At 72.4% G+C, this 19,326-nt stretch carries 11 protein-coding genes; 5 read left to right on the forward strand and 6 right to left on the reverse strand.

The window, feature by feature from the left end:
* Positions 1-55: 55 nt before the first annotated feature.
* Genes ACWGI6_RS16620 through ACWGI6_RS16630 form a run of 3 tightly spaced genes read right to left on the reverse strand, consistent with a single transcriptional unit; the run spans position 56 to position 3,206 of the window.
* Positions 56-916 (reverse strand): sugar phosphate isomerase/epimerase family protein, encoded by an 861-nt coding sequence (locus ACWGI6_RS16620; RefSeq protein ID WP_453268171.1) that lies wholly within the window; start codon positions 914-916, stop codon positions 56-58.
* Positions 913-2,034 (reverse strand): dihydrodipicolinate synthase family protein, encoded by a 1,122-nt coding sequence (locus ACWGI6_RS16625; protein WP_453268185.1) that lies wholly within the window; start codon positions 2,032-2,034, stop codon positions 913-915. The genes ACWGI6_RS16620 and ACWGI6_RS16625 overlap by 4 nt, the downstream gene beginning before the upstream one ends.
* 20 nt (positions 2,035-2,054) lie before the next feature.
* Positions 2,055-3,206 carry a Gfo/Idh/MocA family protein gene (locus tag ACWGI6_RS16630; protein WP_453268172.1) on the reverse strand — a complete coding sequence of 384 codons (1,152 nt, stop codon included), beginning with the start codon at positions 3,204-3,206 and terminating at the stop codon, positions 2,055-2,057.
* A 150-nt stretch (positions 3,207-3,356) separates the two neighbouring features.
* On the opposite strand from ACWGI6_RS16630, the gene ACWGI6_RS16635 reads away from it, so the two are divergent.
* From ACWGI6_RS16635 to ACWGI6_RS16645, 3 genes are all read left to right on the forward strand, one after another.
* Entirely contained in the window at positions 3,357-4,364 is a 1,008-nt protein-coding gene (locus ACWGI6_RS16635; protein ID WP_453268173.1) for a bifunctional helix-turn-helix transcriptional regulator/GNAT family N-acetyltransferase, read from the forward strand.
* 198 nt (positions 4,365-4,562) lie between these two features.
* Complete coding sequence (locus ACWGI6_RS16640; protein WP_453268186.1) at positions 4,563-5,426, forward strand: sugar phosphate isomerase/epimerase family protein; 864 nt, start codon at positions 4,563-4,565, stop codon at positions 5,424-5,426.
* A 165-nt stretch (positions 5,427-5,591) separates the two neighbouring features.
* Entirely contained in the window at positions 5,592-7,430 is a 1,839-nt protein-coding gene (locus ACWGI6_RS16645; protein ID WP_453268174.1) for a glycoside hydrolase family 3 protein, read from the forward strand.
* 82 nt (positions 7,431-7,512) lie between these two features.
* On the opposite strand, the gene ACWGI6_RS16650 is transcribed toward ACWGI6_RS16645, so the two are convergent.
* The 3 genes from ACWGI6_RS16650 to ACWGI6_RS16660 form a co-directional block, all read right to left on the reverse strand.
* Positions 7,513-8,931: a S28 family serine protease gene (locus tag ACWGI6_RS16650; RefSeq protein WP_453268175.1), complete on the reverse strand. Its 1,419-nt coding sequence runs from the start codon at positions 8,929-8,931 to the stop codon at positions 7,513-7,515.
* A gap of 238 nt (positions 8,932-9,169) precedes the next feature.
* Positions 9,170-13,072 (reverse strand): ABC transporter ATP-binding protein, encoded by a 3,903-nt coding sequence (locus ACWGI6_RS16655; protein ID WP_453268176.1) that lies wholly within the window; start codon positions 13,070-13,072, stop codon positions 9,170-9,172.
* Between the two features lie 163 nt (positions 13,073-13,235).
* On the reverse strand, positions 13,236-16,151 hold the full coding sequence (locus ACWGI6_RS16660) for a discoidin domain-containing protein (protein WP_453268177.1): 2,916 nt from the start codon (positions 16,149-16,151) through the stop codon (positions 13,236-13,238).
* Positions 16,152-16,386: 235 nt separating this feature from the next.
* Between ACWGI6_RS16660 and ACWGI6_RS16665 the strand changes: the two genes are divergently transcribed.
* On the forward strand, positions 16,387-17,181 hold the full coding sequence (locus ACWGI6_RS16665; RefSeq protein ID WP_453268178.1) for an ATP-binding cassette domain-containing protein: 795 nt from the start codon (positions 16,387-16,389) through the stop codon (positions 17,179-17,181).
* On the forward strand, positions 17,153-19,273 hold the full coding sequence (locus tag ACWGI6_RS16670) for a YhgE/Pip family protein (RefSeq protein WP_453268179.1): 2,121 nt from the start codon (positions 17,153-17,155) through the stop codon (positions 19,271-19,273). The genes ACWGI6_RS16665 and ACWGI6_RS16670 overlap by 29 nt, the downstream gene beginning before the upstream one ends.
* Positions 19,274-19,326 lie beyond the last annotated feature (53 nt).

Genomic DNA, 19,326 nt, shown 5'->3' on the forward strand with positions numbered 1-19,326 from the left:
GGTTGCGCGCATCCGCTGAGTTATTTCTCCGGCACACGCTGTGCGCCGTGCCTCGTCAGGCCACGTGCGTCCGGAAGCGCTCCACGATCTCGGCCAGCACTTCCGTGCCGTCCCGTGCCCACAGCGCCGGGTGGAAGATCTCCACCTCGATGGGCCCCCGGTAGCCGGCCGCCTCGACCCGCTCCCGGAACCACCGCAGATCCACCGCGCCGTCCCCGAGCTGCCCACGCCCCAGCAGGACGCCCTCGGGCAGCGGGGTGACCCAGTCGGCGAGCTGGAAGGCGGCGAGCCGCGAGCCGGCTTCCCCGCCGGTGCCGCCCGCGCGGCCGATCTGGGTGCCGACGGTGTCGTCCCACCACAGGTGGTAGGTGTCGACGACCACGCCCACCTGCCCGACGGGGAACCGCTCGGCGAGGTCCAGGGCCTGGGCGAGCGTGGAGACCACGCAGCGGTCCGCCGCGTACATCGGGTGCAGGGGTTCGACCGCCAGCCGGACGCCCCGCTGTGCGGCGTACGGGCCCAACTCGCCCAGTGCGTCGGCGACCCGCTCCCGGGCGCCGGACAGATCCCGGCTGCCGGGCGGCAGTCCGCCGGAGACGAGGACCAGGGTGTCCGTCCCGAGGGTGGCCGCCTCGTCGACGGCCGCGCGGTTGTCGTCCAGGGCGGCCGCCCGCTCGCCCGGGTCCAGCGCGGTGAGGAACCCGCCCCGGCACAGGCTGGTGACCCGCAGCCCGGCGTCCCGTACGAGCCGGGCGGCCGCGGCCACCCCGTACTCCTGTACCGGGGCGCGCCACAGCCCCACGCCCCGTACGCCGGCCCGCGCGCAGCCGTCGGCCAGTTCGGGCAGCGACCACTGCCGGACGGTCTCCTGGTTGAGGCTGAGACGGTCGAGGGGCCGGGAGGTGCCGTCGCTCATGTGTCCTCCGCCCCGTATACCGCGAGCAGTTTCCGCATCCGGTGGGCGGCGAGCTCCGGGTCGGGGAACAGGCCGAGCCCGTCGGCGAGTTCGTGGGCGCGCCGCAGGTGCGGCAGGGAGCGGGCCGACTGCAGACCGCCGACCATGGTGAAGTGGGACTGGTGGCCCGCCAGCCAGGCGAGCCAGACGACGCCGGTCTTGTAGTAGCGGGTGGGTGCCTGGAAGAGGTGCCGGGAGAGCGCGACGGTGGGGTCCAGGACGGCCCGGAATCCCGCGGTGTCCCCGCGCTCGAGGCGGCGTACGGCTTCGGCGGCGGGCCGGGCGAGCGGGTCGAAGATGCCCAGCAGCGCATGGCTGAAGCCGTGGTCGTCACCCGCGATCAGCTCCGGGTAGTGGAAGTCGTCGCCGGTGTAGCAGCGCACCGTCGCCGGCAGCCGGCGGCGCAGCCGCACTTCGCGGGCGGCGTCCAGGAGGGAGACCTTGACGCCGTCCACCTTGCCGGGGTGGTCGGTGATGAGGGCGAGGAAGGTCTCCGTGGCGGCGTCGAGTTCCCCGCTGCCCCAGTAGCCCGCCAGCGCCGGGTCGAACATCGGGCCGAGCCAGTGCAGGATCACCGGCCGGGTGGCCTGGCGCAGCAGGTGGCCGTAGAGCTCGCGGTAGTCCTCCGGGCCGGTGGCGGCCGCGGCCAGCTGACGGGACGCCATCAGGACCGGGCGGCCGCCGGCGTCCTCGACGAGCCCGAGCTGTTCCTCGTACGCGCCGCGGATGCGGGCCAGGGACGCTTCGTGCGGCGGCAGTTGGTCGGTTCCGGCGCCGCAGGCGAGCAGGCCGCCGACCGCTGCGGCCTCGGCGGCGGAGCGGCGGATCAGCTCGGCGGCGGTGCCCCAGTCCAGGCCCGCACCGCGCTGTGCGGTGTCCATCGCCTCGGCCACGCCCAGGCCGTGCGACCACAGGTGGTGCCGGAAGGCGAGGGTGGCGTCCCAGTCGACGGCGGCCGGGCCGTCCGGGGTGGTGTCGGCGCAGGGATCGGCGACGACATGGGCGGCGGCGAAGACCGTACGGGAGCGCAACGGGGGCCGCGCGGACGCCGGTCGGGTAACGGAGCCGGCGACGGGCAGGGAGGGGTCCGCCGGCGCGTTCACCGGCCCCGCTCCGGTACGTCCAGGCGGCGGCCCTCCGCCGCGGACCGCATGCCCAGTTCGGCGAGCTGGACGCCGCGGGCGCCCGCCGCCAGGTCCCAGCGCCAGGGCTCGTCGCACACGACATGCCGCAGGAACAGCTCCCACTGCGTCTTGAACGCGTTGTCGTAGGCGTCGTTGTCGGGGACCTCGTGCCACTGCGCGCGGAACGGCTCGGACGCGGGCAGGTCGGGGTTCCAGACCGGCTTGGGGGTGTGGGCACGGTGCTGGACCCGGCAGTGCCGCAGCCCCGCGACGGCCGACCCTTCGGTGCCGTCGACCTGGAACTCGACCAGTTCGTCGCGGTGCACCCGGACCGCCCAGGAGGAGTTGATCTGGGCGACGATGCCGCCGGGCAGCTCGAAGATGCCGTAGGCGGCGTCGTCGGCGGTGGCCTCGTACGGGGTGGCCGACTCGTCCCAGCGGCGCGGGATGTGCGTGGCCAGATGCGCCTGGACGGTTCTGACCGGCCCGAACAGCTCGTGCAGGACGTACTCCCAGTGCGGGAACATATCGGCCGCGATGCCGCCGCCGTCCTCGGCGCGGTAGTTCCAGGAGGGGCGCTGCGCCTGCTGCCAGTCGCCTTCGAAGACCCAGTAGCCGAACTCGCCCCGTACGGACAGGATGCGGCCGAAGAAGCCGCCCTCGACGAGGCGGCGGAGCTTGCGCAGGCCGGGCAGGAAGAGCTTGTCCTGGACGACGCCGTTCTTGACGCCCGCCTCCTGGGCCAGCCGGGCCAGTTGCAGTGCGCCCGCGAGGCTGCTCGCGGTGGGCTTTTCGACGTAGAGGTGCTTTCCGGCGGCAATCGCTTTCTTCACGGCCTCCTCGCGGGCGGCGGTGACCTGGGCGTCGAAGTAGATGCCGATGGTGTCGTCGCCCAGTACGGCGTCGAGGTCGCAGCTCCAGTGCTCCAGGCCGTGCCGTTCGGCCAGTGCCCGCAGCTTGGGCGCGGTGCGGCCGACGAGCACCGGTTCGGGCCAGATCACCGTCCCGTCGGCCAGTTCGAGGCCGCCCTGTTCCCGCAGGGCGAGGAGGGAGCGGACCAGATGCTGGCGATGCCCCATGCGTCCGGTCACGCCGTTCATGGCGATGCGTACGGTCGTGCGTGTCACGGCCCGGCCCCTCTCGCTCACAGCAGGATGGGAATCACGCTTCAGTGAAGCGGCCGCCGGGCGGCCTGGCGACGCCGCGCGCCGAATTGACGGTGGTCGAATCGGCCTCGGCCGCCTATCCTTGACTCAGTCAAGGGTGAGGGGTTGGCCATGATCACCGGGACACCGTCCGGCACGACATCCGGTCCGCCGTCCGGCGCGCCGCGCGGGGCGGTGCCCGACGCCGCGGCCGACGTTCGTGAGCTGCGCAGATTCAACCGCTTCTATACGAACCTGATCGGCGCCCTCGACTACGGGCGGCATCTGTACACCCCGTTCACCCTCACCGAGGCCCGGGTGCTCTACGAGGTCGCCAACCATCCGCGGGTGGACGCCGCGGATCTGCGTGCCTCGCTGTCGCTGGACGCCGGTTATCTCAGCCGGCTGCTCGGCAGGTTCGAGGACCGCGAGCTGATCATCCGCGGCAGGTCCGAGCAGGATCCCCGGCGGCAGCGCATCACGCTGACCGAGGGCGGCCGGGAGGCGGCCGGCGTGCTGGAGGAGCGTTCCCAGGACGCCGCGGGGTCGCTGCTGAGACAGCTGCCGGCCGGCGACCGCGCCCGCCTGGTGGACGCGATGCGCACCATCCGCGCCCTGCTCGACGAGCGCGCGGAGCAGCCGGCCCAGGACCGCAGGCCCGAGGTCGGGCTGCGCACGTCCGGCCCCGGGGACCTCGGCTGGATGGTGGAGCGCAACGCCACGCTCTACGCCGCCGAGTACGGCTTCGATCTGAGCTATGAGGCGCTGGTGGCCCGGATCGTGGCGGAGTACGCCGAGGACTTCGACCCGCGCTGGGACCGCACCTGGATAGCGGAGCTGGGCGGGGAGCGGGTGGGCGCGGTGATGTGCGTACGGGACGGCAGGCCGGGGGTGGCCAGGCTGCGGCTGCTGCTCGTGGAGCCGGGCGCCCGTGGCCACGGGGTGGGGCGTCAACTCGTCGACGCCTGTGTGGAGTTCGCACGGGACGCCGGGTACGGCGAGATGGTGCTGTGGACCAATTCCGTCCTCGGCGCGGCCCGCGGCATCTATCAGCGGGCCGGATTCGAGCTGGTCGCCGAGTCGCCGCACCACAGCTTCGGGCAGGACCTGGTCGGCCAGGACTGGCGGCTGGCGCTGTAGGGCCGCGGGCGGCCGGCGCGGTAAGGCCGTGGGCGGCCGGCGCCGTGAGACCGCGGGCGGCCGGTGCGGGCACGGGGGGCGATGAAGGCGCGGAGGGCGGGAAGGACGGGAAGGACAGCGATGACGTAGATGACGTGAGCGACGCGAAGGAGCACGGGCATGGCCACCACGGACCGCGCGGACGGCGGGACCCCTGCGATGCGGTATGCGTTTTCGACCCTCGGTGTGCCGGGGATGCCGGTGGCCGAGGTGCTGCGGCTGGCCATCGATGCCGGGTATCAGGGGGTGGAGCTGCGGGCCCATCCGGAGGAACCGGTGCATCCGCTGATCGGGATGCGGGAACGGGCCGCGGTGCGCGGACAGTTCGCGGACGCCGGGGTGGAGATCCTGGCGGTGGCCGGGTACGCCCAGGTCGCCGCCGCCCGGGATGCGGCGGGCGAGGAGGAGCTGGCACACGAGCTGACCGAGCTGGTGTTCCTCGCCGCCGATCTGGGGGCGCCGTACGTCCGGGTCTTCCCCGGCGGCGGGGACCGGCCGGCGGCGGAGGCGGACGCGGACGCCGCCCGCCGGCTCGCCGCGGTGGCGCCGCTCGCGGCCGAGCGGGGCGTCCGGGTCCTGATGGAGACCCATGACTCGCACCGGACGGGCGCGGCCGCCGCCCGTGTGCTGGGGCTCGTGGGCCATCGCCGGATCGGGGCGCTGTGGGATGTGATGCACAGCTGGCTGGGCGGCGAGGAGCCCGTCGACACCCATGCCGCGCTCGCCCCGCATCTGGGCTATGTGCAGGTCAAGGACGTCGCCTCGGCCGAGGAGCGCACCCCGCTCCCGCTCGGCGCCGGCACCCTGCCGCTGGCGGCCGCGCTGGCCACCCTCGGCCGGGAGCCCGCGGATGCCCACGGTCCCGTGCCGGCCCCCGAGGGCACCTACGACCAGGGCTCGGGAGGCTGGCTCTGCTGGGAGTACGAGAAGCGCTGGTACCCGGAGGCGGCCGACCTCCCCGCCCTCCTGGCCCCGGGCCGCGCCTACCTCCAGCGGCTCCTCGGCCGGCCCGCCGTCTCCTGACCGCGGGCCTTTCCGCCCGACGTGCCATCACATATCCCCGCCCGCCCCGCAATACCTGGGCGCCACCACGGATCGAGTCATTGACCGACAATAGTTTTCCGGCTATCCGTGTCTCCTTGGAAGTTTCCTTCAATGAGCCGAGGAAGCCCTCCGGAAGGAGCGCACATGCACTCCAGACGTACCGTCCTGACCACCGCTGCCGCCGCTGCCGCCGCCGCGGGCACCGCCGCCGCACACGCCGCGGTGCCCTCCATCGGACACCAACCCTCCTCCCCCGCTTCCGCCCCCTCCGCCGCCACCCGGGCCCGGCTGCGCCGCCTCATCTCCCGTATGACGCCGGAGGAGAAGGCCGGGCAGCTCTTCGTCATGCGGGTCTACGGGCACTCCGCCACCGACCCCGACCCGGCCGATGCCGCCGCGAACCAGGAGGAGATCGGGGTCGCCAACGCCGCCGAGCTGATCGCCAAATACCACGTCGGCGGCATCATCTACTTCGGCTGGGCGCACAACACCCGTGAGCCGCACCAGATCGCCGACCTGTCCAACGGCATCCAGAAGGCCGCCGCCGCCCAGCGCGTCCCCGTCCCGCTGCTGATCTCCACGGACCAGGAACACGGCATAGTGGCCCGCGTCGGCGCGCCCGCCACGCTCTTCCCCGGGGCGATGGCGCTCGGCGCGGGCGGCTCCCGCGACGATGCGCGCACGGCGGCCGGGATCGGCGGCCAGGAGCTGTACGCCATGGGCATCCGGCAGGACTACGCGCCGGACGCCGATGTCAACGTCAATCCCGCCAACCCGGTCATCGGCGTACGGTCCTTCGGCGCGAACCCGCAGGCCGTGGCCCGTATGGTGGCCGCCGAGGTGAAGGGCTATCAGGGCGCCGGGATCGCCTCCTGCGCCAAGCACTTCCCCGGGCACGGCGACACCGACACCGACAGCCATGTCGGGCTGCCGTACATCCACCACACCGCCGAGGAGTGGGAGCGGCTGGACGCGCCGCCCTTCAAGGCCGCGATCGCCGCCGGAATCGATTCGATCATGACGGCGCACATCGTCGTGCCCGCCTTCGACCCGAGTGAGGACCCGGCCACCCTCTCCCGTCCGATCCTCACCGGCATTCTGCGCGAACGCCTCGGCTACGACGGTGTGGTGGTGACGGACTCCCTCGGCATGGAGGGCGTCCGGAAGAAGTACGGCGACGCCCGGGTGCCGGTGCTCGCCCTCAAGGCCGGTGTCGACCAGCTGCTGAACCCTCCGGACCTCTCCGTCGCGCATGCCGCCGTCCTCAAGGCGCTCGACGAGGGCGAGCTGACCGAGCGGGACCTCGACGCCAAGCTGCTGCGCATCCTGCTGCTCAAGGAGCGGCGCGGGCTGTTCAAGGACCCGTACACCACCCACCACGCGGTGGACCGGGTGGTCGGCACCCGCAGTCATCTGGCCACCGCGGACCGGATCGCGGACCGCACCACCACGCTGCTGCGCAACGACACCGGGATCCTGCCGCTGTCCCGGCGACGGGAGCGCCGGGTGCTGGTGGCGGGCGTCGATGCGGCCGCGCCGTCGGGCACCGGCGGGCCGCCCACCACGGTCCTGGCGAAGGCCCTCACCGAGCTGGGCTTCATGGCCACCGCGCTCTCCACGGGCGCGGCGCCGAGCCGGCAGCAGATCGACGAGGCGGTGGCGGCGCTCGGCGAGCGGGACGCGGTGGTGGTGGCGACGTACAACGTGAGCGCGGACTCGAGCCAGCGGAAGCTGGTCACCGCGCTGCTGGCCACGGGCAAGCCGGTGGTGCAGCTGGCGGTCCGCAACCCGTATGACATCGCCCAGCTGGACGGTGTCAGGGCGGCCCTGGCGAGCTACTCATGGACGGATGTGGAGCTGCGGGCGGCGGCCCGGGTGATCGCCGGGCGGCGGGACCCGGCGGGCAGGCTGCCGGTCGCGATAATGCGCGCCGACGCCCCGGCGCAGCCGCTCTACCGGATCGGCCACGGTCTGACGTACTGAGCGAGGCGGCCGCGGGACGGATACGGACACGGCGCGCTCCCCTTCGCGGGGAACGCGCCGTGTCCGTCACCTCGCTACGGCCTCACGGCCTCAGCATCGGCATCCGCCGGACCTCCTGGTTGTCCAGCCTCTTGTCGTTCGGCGCCAGCGGTGCGGCCTTGCCGTCCGGGGCCCGGACACCGGCCCAGTCTAGGAGTTCGGCGGTGGCCCTGGTGCGGTCGGCCTCCGTCAGCTTCTCGATGTTCGAGCCGTGGTTGCCGCCGGGCACGGTGAAGACATACGAGTCCCGGGCGCCCTTGCCGACCTCGAAGTGCTCCGAACTCCACGGGTCGTACTGGCCGTTGACGAACATCATCCGGTTCGCGTGGTGACGCACCCAGTGATCGACGTCGGGCATCGCGCGCTTGTCGAAGCGCATCGGGATGTCCTTCGGCACGAACGACCGGGAGTTGTTGATCCCGGGGTACTTCAGCAGGTCGGCCAGCTGCGGATAGCCGTAGCCGGGCTCACCGAGCTGGGTGCCCGCCTGGTAGTAGTACGGCGTGTACGGCTCCATGCCCTGGTCGGTGTAGCTGTCGAAGCCGCCGACCTTGTCCATCCACTTCCACAGGTCGTCCGTGGAGACGGTCGGCTTGGGCACCTCGGCGCAGGCGGTCTCGGCCGGCTGGTACTGCCAGAATCCGAACACCAGGTCCGTGACCATGACTTCATAGGCCCGGTCGGCGTTGCCGACGGTCTTGAAGGTCTGCTTCTCCTTGTCGGCCCAGGCCTGGAAGCGCTCCACCATCTCCCCGCGGCGCACCAGGGCCTCGCGCTCGATGGCGGCGAGGTCGGCGCGGCACTGCGCGGTCCCGACGGTCTTGAAGAACCGGTCGTACGCCGAGTCCTCGTCGTTGCGTACGTCGTTGGGCGCGACATAGGCGACGGTGCCGTTCATGTCGTGCGGGAAGAAGCGGCGGTAGTACGTCGCCGTCATACCGCCCTTGCTGCCGCCGGTGTCGATCCAGTTCTTGCCGTAGATCCGGTGCAGCGCCTCGAAGATGCGGTGCTGGTCGTTGGCGGCCTGCCGGATGTCCAGCTTCTTCCAGTCCGTGGGCGCGGGCCGCGACGGGGTGAAGTAGCGGTATTCCAGGGAGACCTGATTGCCGTCGATGATCTTGGTGGGCTCGCTGCGGGACGGCGTGGTGTTGACGTTGTAGCCGGAGGTGAAGAACACCGTCGGACGGTCCACCGACTTGTGCAGCACGGTCAGCCGCTGCTGGAAGGTCCCCTTCTCGGGGTGCCGGTGGTCGATCGGCTGTGTGTAGTTCAGGACGAAGTAGCGGTAGCCGTCGACCGGCTTCTCCTCGACGAGGCTCATCCCCCGGATCGCCAGGATCCGGTCCTTGATGTCCTCGGTCTTCGGCTCGGCGGCGGTGGCCGCCCCTGCCGACGCGCTGCCGGCTCCCGCCGTGCCTATGAGCACCGCGAGCGACAGCAGCCATCTGGTGGCCTTGCGCATGCACCCTCCCCTTGGGATAGCAAAGGTCGGGCTGAACCTATCGGCGCGGCGGGGGTGCCACCAGCCCCCGGCGCCGTTCGGCGGATCGGCCTCACGCCGCACCGGCTGCCCCGCCGGGACCGCCGGGCCGGGCCCGGCACCCCCACCGGCCTGGGGCCCGGGGCCCCAGGCCTCATCTCAGGCACGGCCCCGCGGGCCGCGGCGCCGGGGCCCGGATTCAAGGGCCGGGCCCCGTGCCTCAGGCCGCCAGTTCCTCCTCCTCGCCGGTGAAGGTGCGCCACAGCTCCGCGTAGCGGCCGTCACGGGCCAGCAGTTGGGCATGGCTGCCGTCCTCGGCGATCCGGCCGCGGTCGAGCAGCACCACGCGGTCGGCGCGGGCCGCGGTGGTCAGCCGGTGGGCGACGACGAGGGTGGTACGGCGTCCGACGAGGCGGTCGGTGGCCTGGTTGACGACCGCTTCGGTCGCCAGGTCCAGGGAGGCGGTGGCCTCGTCCAGCAACAGCACGTCCGGGTCGACGAGTTCGGCACGGGCGAGCGCCAGCAGCTGACGCTGGCCGGCCGAGAGATTACGGCCGCGCTCGGCGACCTCGTGGAGGTAGCCGCCGTCGAGGGTCGCGATCATCGCATGGGCGCCGACGGCCCGCGCGGCGGCCTCCACCTCGGCATCGGTGGCATCCGGGCGACCGTAGGCGATGGCGTCACGGACCGTGCCGGCGAACAGGTAGGACTCCTGCGGGACCACGCCGAGGCGGCGGCGGTAGCCGGTCAGATCCAGCTCGCGCAGATCGGTGCCATCGATGCGGACCGCGCCCCCGGACGGGTCGTAGAACCGCGCGACCAGCTTGACCAGGGTGGACTTGCCGGCGCCGGTCTCTCCGACGAAGGCCACGGTCTGGCCGGCCGGGATGGTCAGATCGACGCCGGCCAGCGCCGGCTCGTCGCCCTCGCCGTAGTGGAAGTGCACCCCGTCGAAGGCGATGTCGCCCCGCAGCGCGGGCACCTCGCGGGGCCGCTCGGCGGCCGGGGTGGTGGTCGGCTCGCGCAGCAGCTCCTGGATCCGGCCGAGTGAGACGGACGCCTGCTGGTAGCCGTCGAAGACCTGGGAGAGCTGCTGGACGGGGGCGAAGAACAGGTCGATGTAGAGCAGGTAGGCGACCAGCGCACCGGCGGTGAGGGTGTGGGAGCCGACCCGGTCGGCGCCGACGATCAGCACCAGCGCCGCCGCCACGGACGACAGCAGCTGGACGAAGGGGAAGTAGAGGGATATCAGGAACTGGCCGCGGACCCGCGCCTGGCGGTAGGCGTCGCTACGGGCGGCGAACCGCTCCGCGCCCCGCCGCTCGCGCCGGAACGCCTGGACGATCCGCAGGCCGGCCACGCTCTCCTGGAGATCGCCGTTGACGACGCTGATCCGCTCGCGGGCCAGCTCGTACGCCTTCACGCTCTGCTTGCGGAAGAAGTACGTGCCGATGATCAGCGGCGGGAGGGTGGCGAAGACGACCAGCGCCAGCTGGATGTCGATGGCCAGCAGCGCAACGAGTATGCCGAAGAAGGTCAGCATCGAGACCAGGGCGGTGACCAGGCCGGTCTGCAGGAACGTCGACAGCGCGTCCACGTCGGTGGTCATCCTGGTCATGATCTTGCCGGTCAGCTCGCGCTCGTAGTAGTCGAGCCCGAGGCGCTGGAGCTGCGCGAAGATCTTGAGGCGGAGCGAGTAGAGGACCCGCTCGCCGATGCGTCCGGTCATGCGGTTGCCGCCGATCTGCGCGGCCCACTGCGCGAGCACCACGATCAGGGCGAGCCCGGCGGCCGTCCAGACACCGGCCAGCGCACCGAGACGGACGCCCTCGTCGATGCCCTGCCGGATCAGCACCGGCAGCAGCAGCCCGGCCAGTGCGTCCGCGGCGACCAGGGCCAGCGCGAAGGCCAGCGGCCCGCCGAAGCCGTGCAGCAGCCGGCGCAGGCCGTAGGCGCGCTCGGGGCGCACGGCCTGGTCCTCGTCGATGTCCGGGGTGTCCGCCGCGGGCGGCAGCGCGGCGACCTGGGCGAGCAGTTCGGGGGTCGCGGGCAGCCCGGCCATCGCGGCGCCGATACCGGGCCCGGCCGCGACGGCCGCGCGGGCCGCCATCCCGGCGCCGCCCGCCTCGGCCTCCTGCTCACGGCGGACCCACAGCTCGGGGGTGATGGTGCCGCCCGTCCCGGACCGGCCGGCCGCGCGGTCCCCGTCGGGTTCGGCGGCGTCCGCCGCCGGCTCCGGTTCCAGCAGGCCGCCGGCGGCGAACTCACCGCCGAAGGCCCCGGCCAGCTCGCCCGCCGGGTCCCGCTCGACGCCGCCCAGCTCCTCCGGGTCGGTCAGCAGCCTGCGGTAGAGCGGACAGCGGTCCTCCAGTTCCTCCTGGGTGCCGATGTCGACCAAGCGTCCGCCGTCGAGGACGGCGACCCGGTCGGCGAGCGCCAGGGTGGAGGCGCGGTGGGCGATGAGCAGGGTCGTCCGGCCCGCCATGACGCCGCGCAGCGCCTCATGGATCTCGTGCTCGACCCGGGCGTCGACCGCCGAGGTCGCGTCGTCCAGGACCAGCAGCCGGGGGTCGGTGAGGATGGCGCGGGCCAGGGCGACGCGCTGGCGCTGGCCGCCGGACAGGGTCAGCCCCTGCTCGCCGACCTTGGTGTCATAGCCGTGGGGCAGCTCGGATATGAAGCCGTCGGCCTGGGCGGCGCGGGCCGCGGTGCGCACCTGCTCGTCGGTGGCGTCCGGGGAGCCGTAGGTGATGTTGTCGCGTACGGAATCGGAGAACAGGAAGCTGTTCTCGGGAACCAGGCCGATGGCGGCCCGCAGCGACGGAAGGGTCAGTTCGCGCACATCGTGGCCGCCGACCAGGACCCGGCCGGCGGAGACGTCGTAGAAGCGGGGCAACAGCAGCGAGACGGTGGATTTGCCGCTGCCGGACGGGCCGACCACGGCGACCGTCTCACCGGCCTCGATGCGCAGCGAGAAGGCGTCGAGAACGGGGCGGAGGGGGCGGCGGCCCGCGGCGGGGGCGTCCTCCGCGGGCCCGTCGCCGTCGCCGTCCCCGTCGTGCAGCGGCGCGTAGCCGAAGGTCACCCGGTCGAAGACGACCGTGGCCGGGGCGTCGGCGGGCAGCTCGTGCGCATCCGCCCGCTCCTTGATCGACGGCTCGGTGTCGATCAGCTCGTAGACCCGCTCCACACCGGCCCGCGCCTGCTGGCCGACGGTCAGCATCATCGCCAGCATCCGGACCGGTCCGACCAGCTGCGCGAGGTAGGTGGAGAAGGCGACGAAGGTGCCGAGGGTGACCTGTCCCTGTGCGGCCATCCAGCCGCCGAGGGCCAGCATCGCGACCTGGCCGAGCGCCGGTACGGCCTGCAGTGCGGGGGTGTAGCGGGCGTTGAGCCGGACCGTGCGCAGCCGTCCGGCGAACAGCCGGCGGCTGACCTCGCGCAGCTTGCCGGTCTCCTGGTCCTCCTGCCCGAAGCCCTTGACGACCCGCACACCGGAGACCGCGCCGTCCACGACACCGGCCACGGCGGCCGCCTGCCCCTGGGCGTACCAGGTGGCGGGGAACAGCCGGGCGCGGCTGCGCTTGGCGATGAACCACAGGGCCGGGGCGACGGCCAGCGCGACCACGGTGAGCAGCGGCGAGAGCACCGCCATCACGACCAGCGAGATCACGAAGAGCAGGACGTTCCCGATCATCATCGGGAGCATGAACAGCAGGCCCTGGATCAGCTGGAGGTCGCTGGTGGCACGGCCGACGACCTGGCCGGTGCTCAGCTCGTCCTGCCGTCGGCCGTCGAGCCGGGAGATCGCGCCGAACATCCGGGTCCGCAGGTCGTGCTGGGCGTCCAGGGCGAGCCGGCCGCCGTAGAAGCGGCGGACATAGGTGAGGACGTAGACCGCGACCGCGGCGACGACCAGCAGACCGGCCCAGGGGCCGATGGCACGTTCGTGCCTGACGATGACATCGTCGATGATCAGCTTCGGTATGAGCGGGACCAGGGCCAGCACGGCCATCCCGACGAGCGAGGAGCCGAGGGCGAGCAGCACGTCTTTTCTGTACTGCCAGCAGTCGCGGACCAGCCGCCGCGCCCAGCCCACTCGTTCCGTGTCCGTCCCCGCCACCCGGTGCCTCCCGCTCCTCGACACTTGACGCCTGGCGTCAACACCGCGGAGGGCGGATTTCATCCCGCCGTAACAATTATTCGGACGGGGCCCGTGTGCCCGCACGGGAGACGGCCCCGTCCCGGGTGTCCGGGACGGGGCCGTCTTTGCCGGGGCCGGCGGGCTACTTCACCCGCTCCACCGTCAGCTCCGAGATCCCCGGATGCGGCTTCGGCTTGCCCTTGGCCGCCGGGGCCGGGTCACCGTGCACCACGACCCGTACGTACCGGGCCGGGGTCCGGCCCGCGTATCCGGTCCCCGACCAGTGCTTTCCGTCCCGGGAGACCTGGACGTTGGAGGACTTGGGCCGCGTCGCGTTCCAGTGCGGGGTGATCTGCCCGACGCGGGTGGTCCGGCCGAGGTCGACGGTGAGGGTGCCGTTGGCGGAGTTGGGCACCCAGGCGGTGGTGCCGTTGCCGTCCACCGCGGCGCCCGCGTACAGACCGGGCTCCTCGGAGGTGGCCTTGGCGGACGTGCAGCGGGCCGCGTTCGAGGTCGCCGCCAGGTCCGGGCGGCGGGTCTTCAGGACGGCCGGCACCCCCCGGCTGACGACCTTGTCGCCCTCCGGCGACTCGATCCGCATCGGCGCACCGGCGGTCAGCCGCACGGTGGTCTGGTGCGCACCGATCGCGACATCGTAGGTCCGGCCCTGCCAGTGCAGTCCGCGCAGGGTGACGCCCTGGGACAGCTGCGGCGGCAGCATCGGGTCGAGGCGCACCGCGTTCTCCCGCAGCCGCAGCCCCGTCAGCCCCTGGGTGAAGGTCTGCAGGAAGCCGCCCTTGCCGGTGAGGAAGTCCTGCGCGGGCTTGCCGGCGTGCGGGTCCGAGGCTCCGGCCTTGTCGCCGCGCGCCTCGGAGAACTGGTCGAACGGCCCGCGGACGAACGGCTGGATGGACCGCATCAGATAGGTGTACGTCGAGCAGCCGGCCTCACCGATCCCGGCCGCGTCGATGGCGTGCACCGAGTCGGTCATGGCCGGGCCGTCCGGGTCGGTGTGCCCGGCGTAGAAGTCCAGCGTGCGGGCCCCCTGCGTCTGCGACATCGGCCATTCCAGCGGGTACATCAGCAGCACGGTGTCGGCCTGCTTGATGGTCGTGCCCTTGTACCCGGCGTACTGCTCGAAGATCTTCTTCTTGCTGTCGTAGGGGATCCGCAGCTTGTCGGCGACGGTCTTCCAGGAGGCCGGTGCCTTTTCGCCGAGGATCGCGGCGACGCGGAGGGCGTGCCGCAGTGCGGTGGCGGCGCCGGCGTTGGTGAACACCCCGTCGTTGACGCCGTTGCTGTACTCGTCCGGCCCGGCGACGTTCTTGACGGAGTAGCTGCCGTCGGCGTTACGGGTGGCCCGTGAGGCCCAGAATTCGGCGATGCCCTTGAGGACCGGCCAGCCGCGGGACCGCAGCCACGCGGTGTCCTTGGTGGCGAGGTAGTACTGCCAGGTGGCGAGGGAGATATCGCCCATGAGGTGGTTCTGGGTCTTGCAGTGCGGCGGGTCCCAGCTGTGGCACTCGTTCCACAGGTCGCCCTTGCTGCCGCTGGTCCAGGGGTAGAACAGCCCCTTGTAGCCCAGCTTCTCGGCGTTGGCGCGGGCCCCGGCCCGGGTCTTGTAGCGGTAGTCGACGATCGACCTGGCGAGTTCGGGGTGGCTTGCGAGCAGGCCCGGGTACATCCAGGTCTCGGCGTCCCAGAAGACCTCACCGGCGTAGTTGTCGCTGGTCAGGCCGGTGGGGCCGATGCTGTTGGCGCTGCCTGCGCGGGTGGAGGACAGCAGTCCGTACTGCGCCGAGCGCACCCAGGACTGCAGCGCGCGCTTCCCCTTCACCTCGATGTCGCTGCGCCACAGCCGCTGCCAGGCGGCGGTGTGCCGGGCGAAGAGGGCGTTCCAGCCGCGGTCGGCGGCCCGGCGCGAGGCGGCGTCGGCGGCGGCGCGCGGGGAGTGGGAGGTGAGCGCGGTGTCCACGCCGACGTACTTGGTCAGCTCGTACGAGCGTCCGCTGCGGACCGGGAAGGACACCCGCTGCCGGTTGCTCAGCTCGGCTGCCTGCGGCGTCTGCCGGGGACCGGCCGCGCGCACCCCGGATCCGGTGCGCAGGGTCGAGGCGACCGCGCCCTCGGTCTTCGTCCCGTCCGTGCGGAACCCGACGTCCATGGTGCGGCCGGTGTCCTTGCCGCCGGATTCCTTGCTGCTGGATTCCTTCCCGCTGGATTCCTTGCCGCCCGTGTCCTTGCCACCCGTGTCCTTGCCGCCGGTGGCGGAGTCGGCCGCGGACGGCGTCATCCGGCGGGCGCCGCGGCCGTCGAGGCCGTCGGTGACCGTGGCGGCGCCGCTCCAGTGGGGCGTCATCCGCAGGCGTACGGCACCGGTGTGTGCGTCGTTGCGGTCGGCGAGCACGTCGTAGACCAGGTCGGTGGCGCGGCCGTCGGCGGCCGTCCAGGTCAGTGACGTACGGACGAATCCGCAGCGCAGGGACAGCGTCTGGCGGTAGTGCGAGATCCGGCCGGGTGCGGTGGCGGAGGAGAAGGTGTCGGGGTGCGCACCGCCGGTGGCGACATCGAGGGTGGTCCAGGTGGGGATGGCGGCGATGGCCTGCCGTCCCTTGACGCTCTTGGGTCCCTTGGCGTAGAGGCCGGAGACGAAGGAGCCGTCGTATTCGGGCGTCTTCAGCGGCCAGCCGGTCTCGCCGCCGGGGGCGGCGTAGCCGGTGCCGTTGGGCGGCACCCGCTGTCCGAGGTAGCCGTTGCCGACGAAGGCGTGGTGGCTGTCCTTGGGGTCGATCTTGGTGGCGGTGGCGGTCCAGCCGTCGCCGTCGTCGCCCTTCACACAGGGGCCCTGTGCGCCGGTGGCCGGCTGCGGTGCGGGCGCCGGTGCGGAGGCCGAGGCCGTAACGGGCGCGAGGACCGCGACCAGGGCCGTGGCGAGCAGCGGGGCGACGAGCTTGCGGGAGCGGCCCGCCACGGGTCCGGTCCGTTGCGCCGCCGGGGGCGGGTGCTCCGCCGGTCGCTGCGGGGGCGGGCCCACGGGGTGCTGTGCCGAATGTTCCATGGTTCTCCGTCGTCTGTGCGCGGCCCGTGCCGCACCACCGCGACACGGACATCACCTTGAACATCATCAGGCCCCCGCCTGCACGGCACCCTAGGCCGAATCCCCCGTTCGGGTCACGGCCTCCCAGGCACGAACTTGCCCCCATGCCCTCCTCCACCACCCCGATTGGTCAAGAGGCCCCCGCATACGGCACACTTTTAGACTGACCAGTCAGAACAAAAGGGGAGGGGTGTTTGTGAACACCACCCGCCAGGGGGCGGCGGTCAACGCCACGGGGATCGGAGTGGAGGGCCCGAGGGGGTGGGCCTTCCAAGGCGTCGACATCTCCGTGGAACCGGGCACCCTGATCGCGGTCCAGGGGCCCTCCGGCTCCGGCCGCACCTGTCTGCTGCTGGCCCTCACCGGCCGGATGCGGATCACCGAGGGCACGGCGACGGTCGCCGGATTCCCGCTGCCCCAGCGGATGGGTACGGTGCGCGGCCGTACCGCCATCGCCCACGTACCGGGCGTCGTCGACCTCGAACCGGCCCTCACGGTCGGCGAACACCTCAAGGAACAGGCCCTGCTGGGCCACCGTCTCCAGGGCTCCCCGGTCGGCTCGCTGCCCTGGGGCAAGCGCCACAGGGAGGCCACCCGGGCCCGGATCGACGCCGCCCTCGCGGCCGTCCGGCTCGACGCCGACACCCTGCCCAAGGGGCTGCGGACGGCGGTACGCGATCTGGAGCGGATCGAGGCGCTCCGGCTCTCCGTCGCGCTCGGGGTCATGCACGGCCCGCAGCTGCTGGCCGTCGACGATGTGGACCTCAAGCTCTCCGAGGCCGAACGCACCCAGGCCTGGCAGCTGTTGCGGGACCTGGCGCTGGAGGGCACCACCGTCGTGGCGGCCGGCAGCGACGCACCCGCGGACGCGCTGATCGTCCGCACCACGCGGGCGGACACCGAAGCCGCCGCCCCCGCCCCCGTCCAGGACGGGCCCGACACCACCGAGGAGGAGGCAGCGCATGCGTTCGCCGAGACTGGCCGCGCTTGAGCTCAGGCGTTTCGGCAGGGGAAAGCTGCCCCGCCTGGGCCTGGTTGCCCTGATGCTGATCCCGCTGCTCTACGGGGCCCTGTACCTGTGCTCCTTCTGGGACCCCTACAGCCGCCTGGACAAGATCCCGGTGGCCCTCGTCAACGACGACCGGGGCGCCACCACCGGCGGCAAGAAGATCACCGCGGGCGACGACCTGGCCGAGAACCTCAAGGACAGCAAGAAGTTCCACTGGGAGGACGTCAGCTCCGCCGACGCCGCCAAGGGCGTCGAGAACGGCACGTACTACCTCTCGCTGACCGTCCCCAAGGACTTCAGCAAGCGGATCGCCTCCAGCTCCGGGGACACCCCGCAGACGGGCGCGCTCCAGGTCCGTACGAACGACGCCAACAACTACGTCGTCGGCTCGATCTCCAAGACGGTCTTCTCCGAGGTCCGTGCCAAGACCTCGGCCACCTCGGCGCGGGCCATGCTCGACAAGATCTTCATCTCGTTCTCCGATCTGCACGACAAGACCGCAGAGGCGGCGGACGGGGCCGGGAAGGTAGACAAGGGGGTCGGCTCGGCCAAGCAGGGTTCCGGCGACCTCGCGAACGGCCTCGGCAAGCTCAACGACGGCGCCGGCAAGGTCAGTCAGGGGGCCGGCGACCTGAGCAAGGGCGCCTCGACCGCCGTCGCCAAGGCCCATGAGCTCAGCCAGGGCGCGGGCCGGGTCGCCGACGGCACCCAGCAGCTCGCCGAGAAGGTCCACGGCCTGGCCAAGAAGGACCTGCCCTACCTCCGCGAACACGGCAAGGAGATCGGTGCGGGCGCGCAGTTCGTCGCCCACGCCACCGAGACCCTCGACGACCTCCTCGACACCCTGCCGGGCGACTCCGCCAAGGCCGCCACCCAGGCCCGCAAGAACGCCGACAACGCCGCGGAGATCTACCGGAACCGCTGCGGCGGGCTGCTGGACACCGACCCCGACTGCACCGAACTGAAGGCGCTCGCGGACGGCACCAAGGTGGCCGCCGACGCGGCGGAGAAGGTCAACGACTCCGTCGCCGGGGCGGACTTCGGGCCGATCCGCAGCAAGCTGCACGAGGTGCACCAGGGCGCGGAGATGGTCGCCGAGCAGGCACCTGGCATCGGGCAGCGCGCGGACACCGCGATCCGCCAGATCAACGCGCTCAACGCCGGTGCCCACAAGGTCTCCCAGGGCGCGGGGCTGTTCGCCGACGGCATCGGCACCCTCGCCGACGGCGCGGGCAAGGTCGCCGACGGCGCCGGCAAGGTCCACAGCGGCGTCGGCAGCGCCAAGGACGGCGCCGTCAAGCTCACCGGCGGCCTCTTCAAGCTCAAGGACGGCACCAACCAGCTGGCCGACGGTCTGCACGACGGCGTCGCCAAGATCCCCGACTACAACAAGAAGGACCGTGACGCCCGCACCGAGGTGATGGCCGACCCGGTCGAGCTGGCCGCCAAGTCGATGCACAAGGCGCCCAACTACGGCACCGGCCTGGCGCCGTACTTCATCCCGCTCTCCCTCTGGGTCGGCGCGATGGTCGCGTTCATGCTGCTCCCGGCACTGAGCAAGCGGGCCCTGGCCGCGGGCGCCCCGGGCTGGCGGATCACCCTCGGCTCCTGGCTGCCCGCCTACGCCGTCGGCGTCGTACAGGTGCTGGCCCTGATGGCCGTCCTGCACTGGGGCCTGGGCCTGGAGATGGTCCGCTCGGCCGGCACCGTCGGCTTCCTGCTGCTGGCCACGGCCTGCTTCACCGCCATCATCCAGCTGCTGGGCGCGTTCTTCGGTCCGGCCGGCCGGGTGCTGACCCTGGTCGTCCTGATGCTCCAGCTGACCTCGGCGGGCGGCACCTACCCGGTGCAGACCAGCCCCGGGTTCTTCGCCGCCATCCACCCGTTCCTGCCGATGAGTTACGTGGTCGACGGCCTGCGCCGGCTGATCACCGGTGGTGACCTCGCCATCGTGCAGCAGGGCTGTGTGGTCCTCGTGGTCTTCACCGTCGGCGCGCTGGCGCTCACCGCCCTCGCGGCGCGCAGCCGGCAGGTCGTACGGATGAAGGACCTGCACCCGGAACTCAGCCTGTGAGCGTGCTCCCGGGGCCCCGGGGCGGTGCCGTCGACCGCCCCCCCCCCGGGGGT

The organism is Streptomyces sp. NPDC054786, from assembly GCF_053611685.1.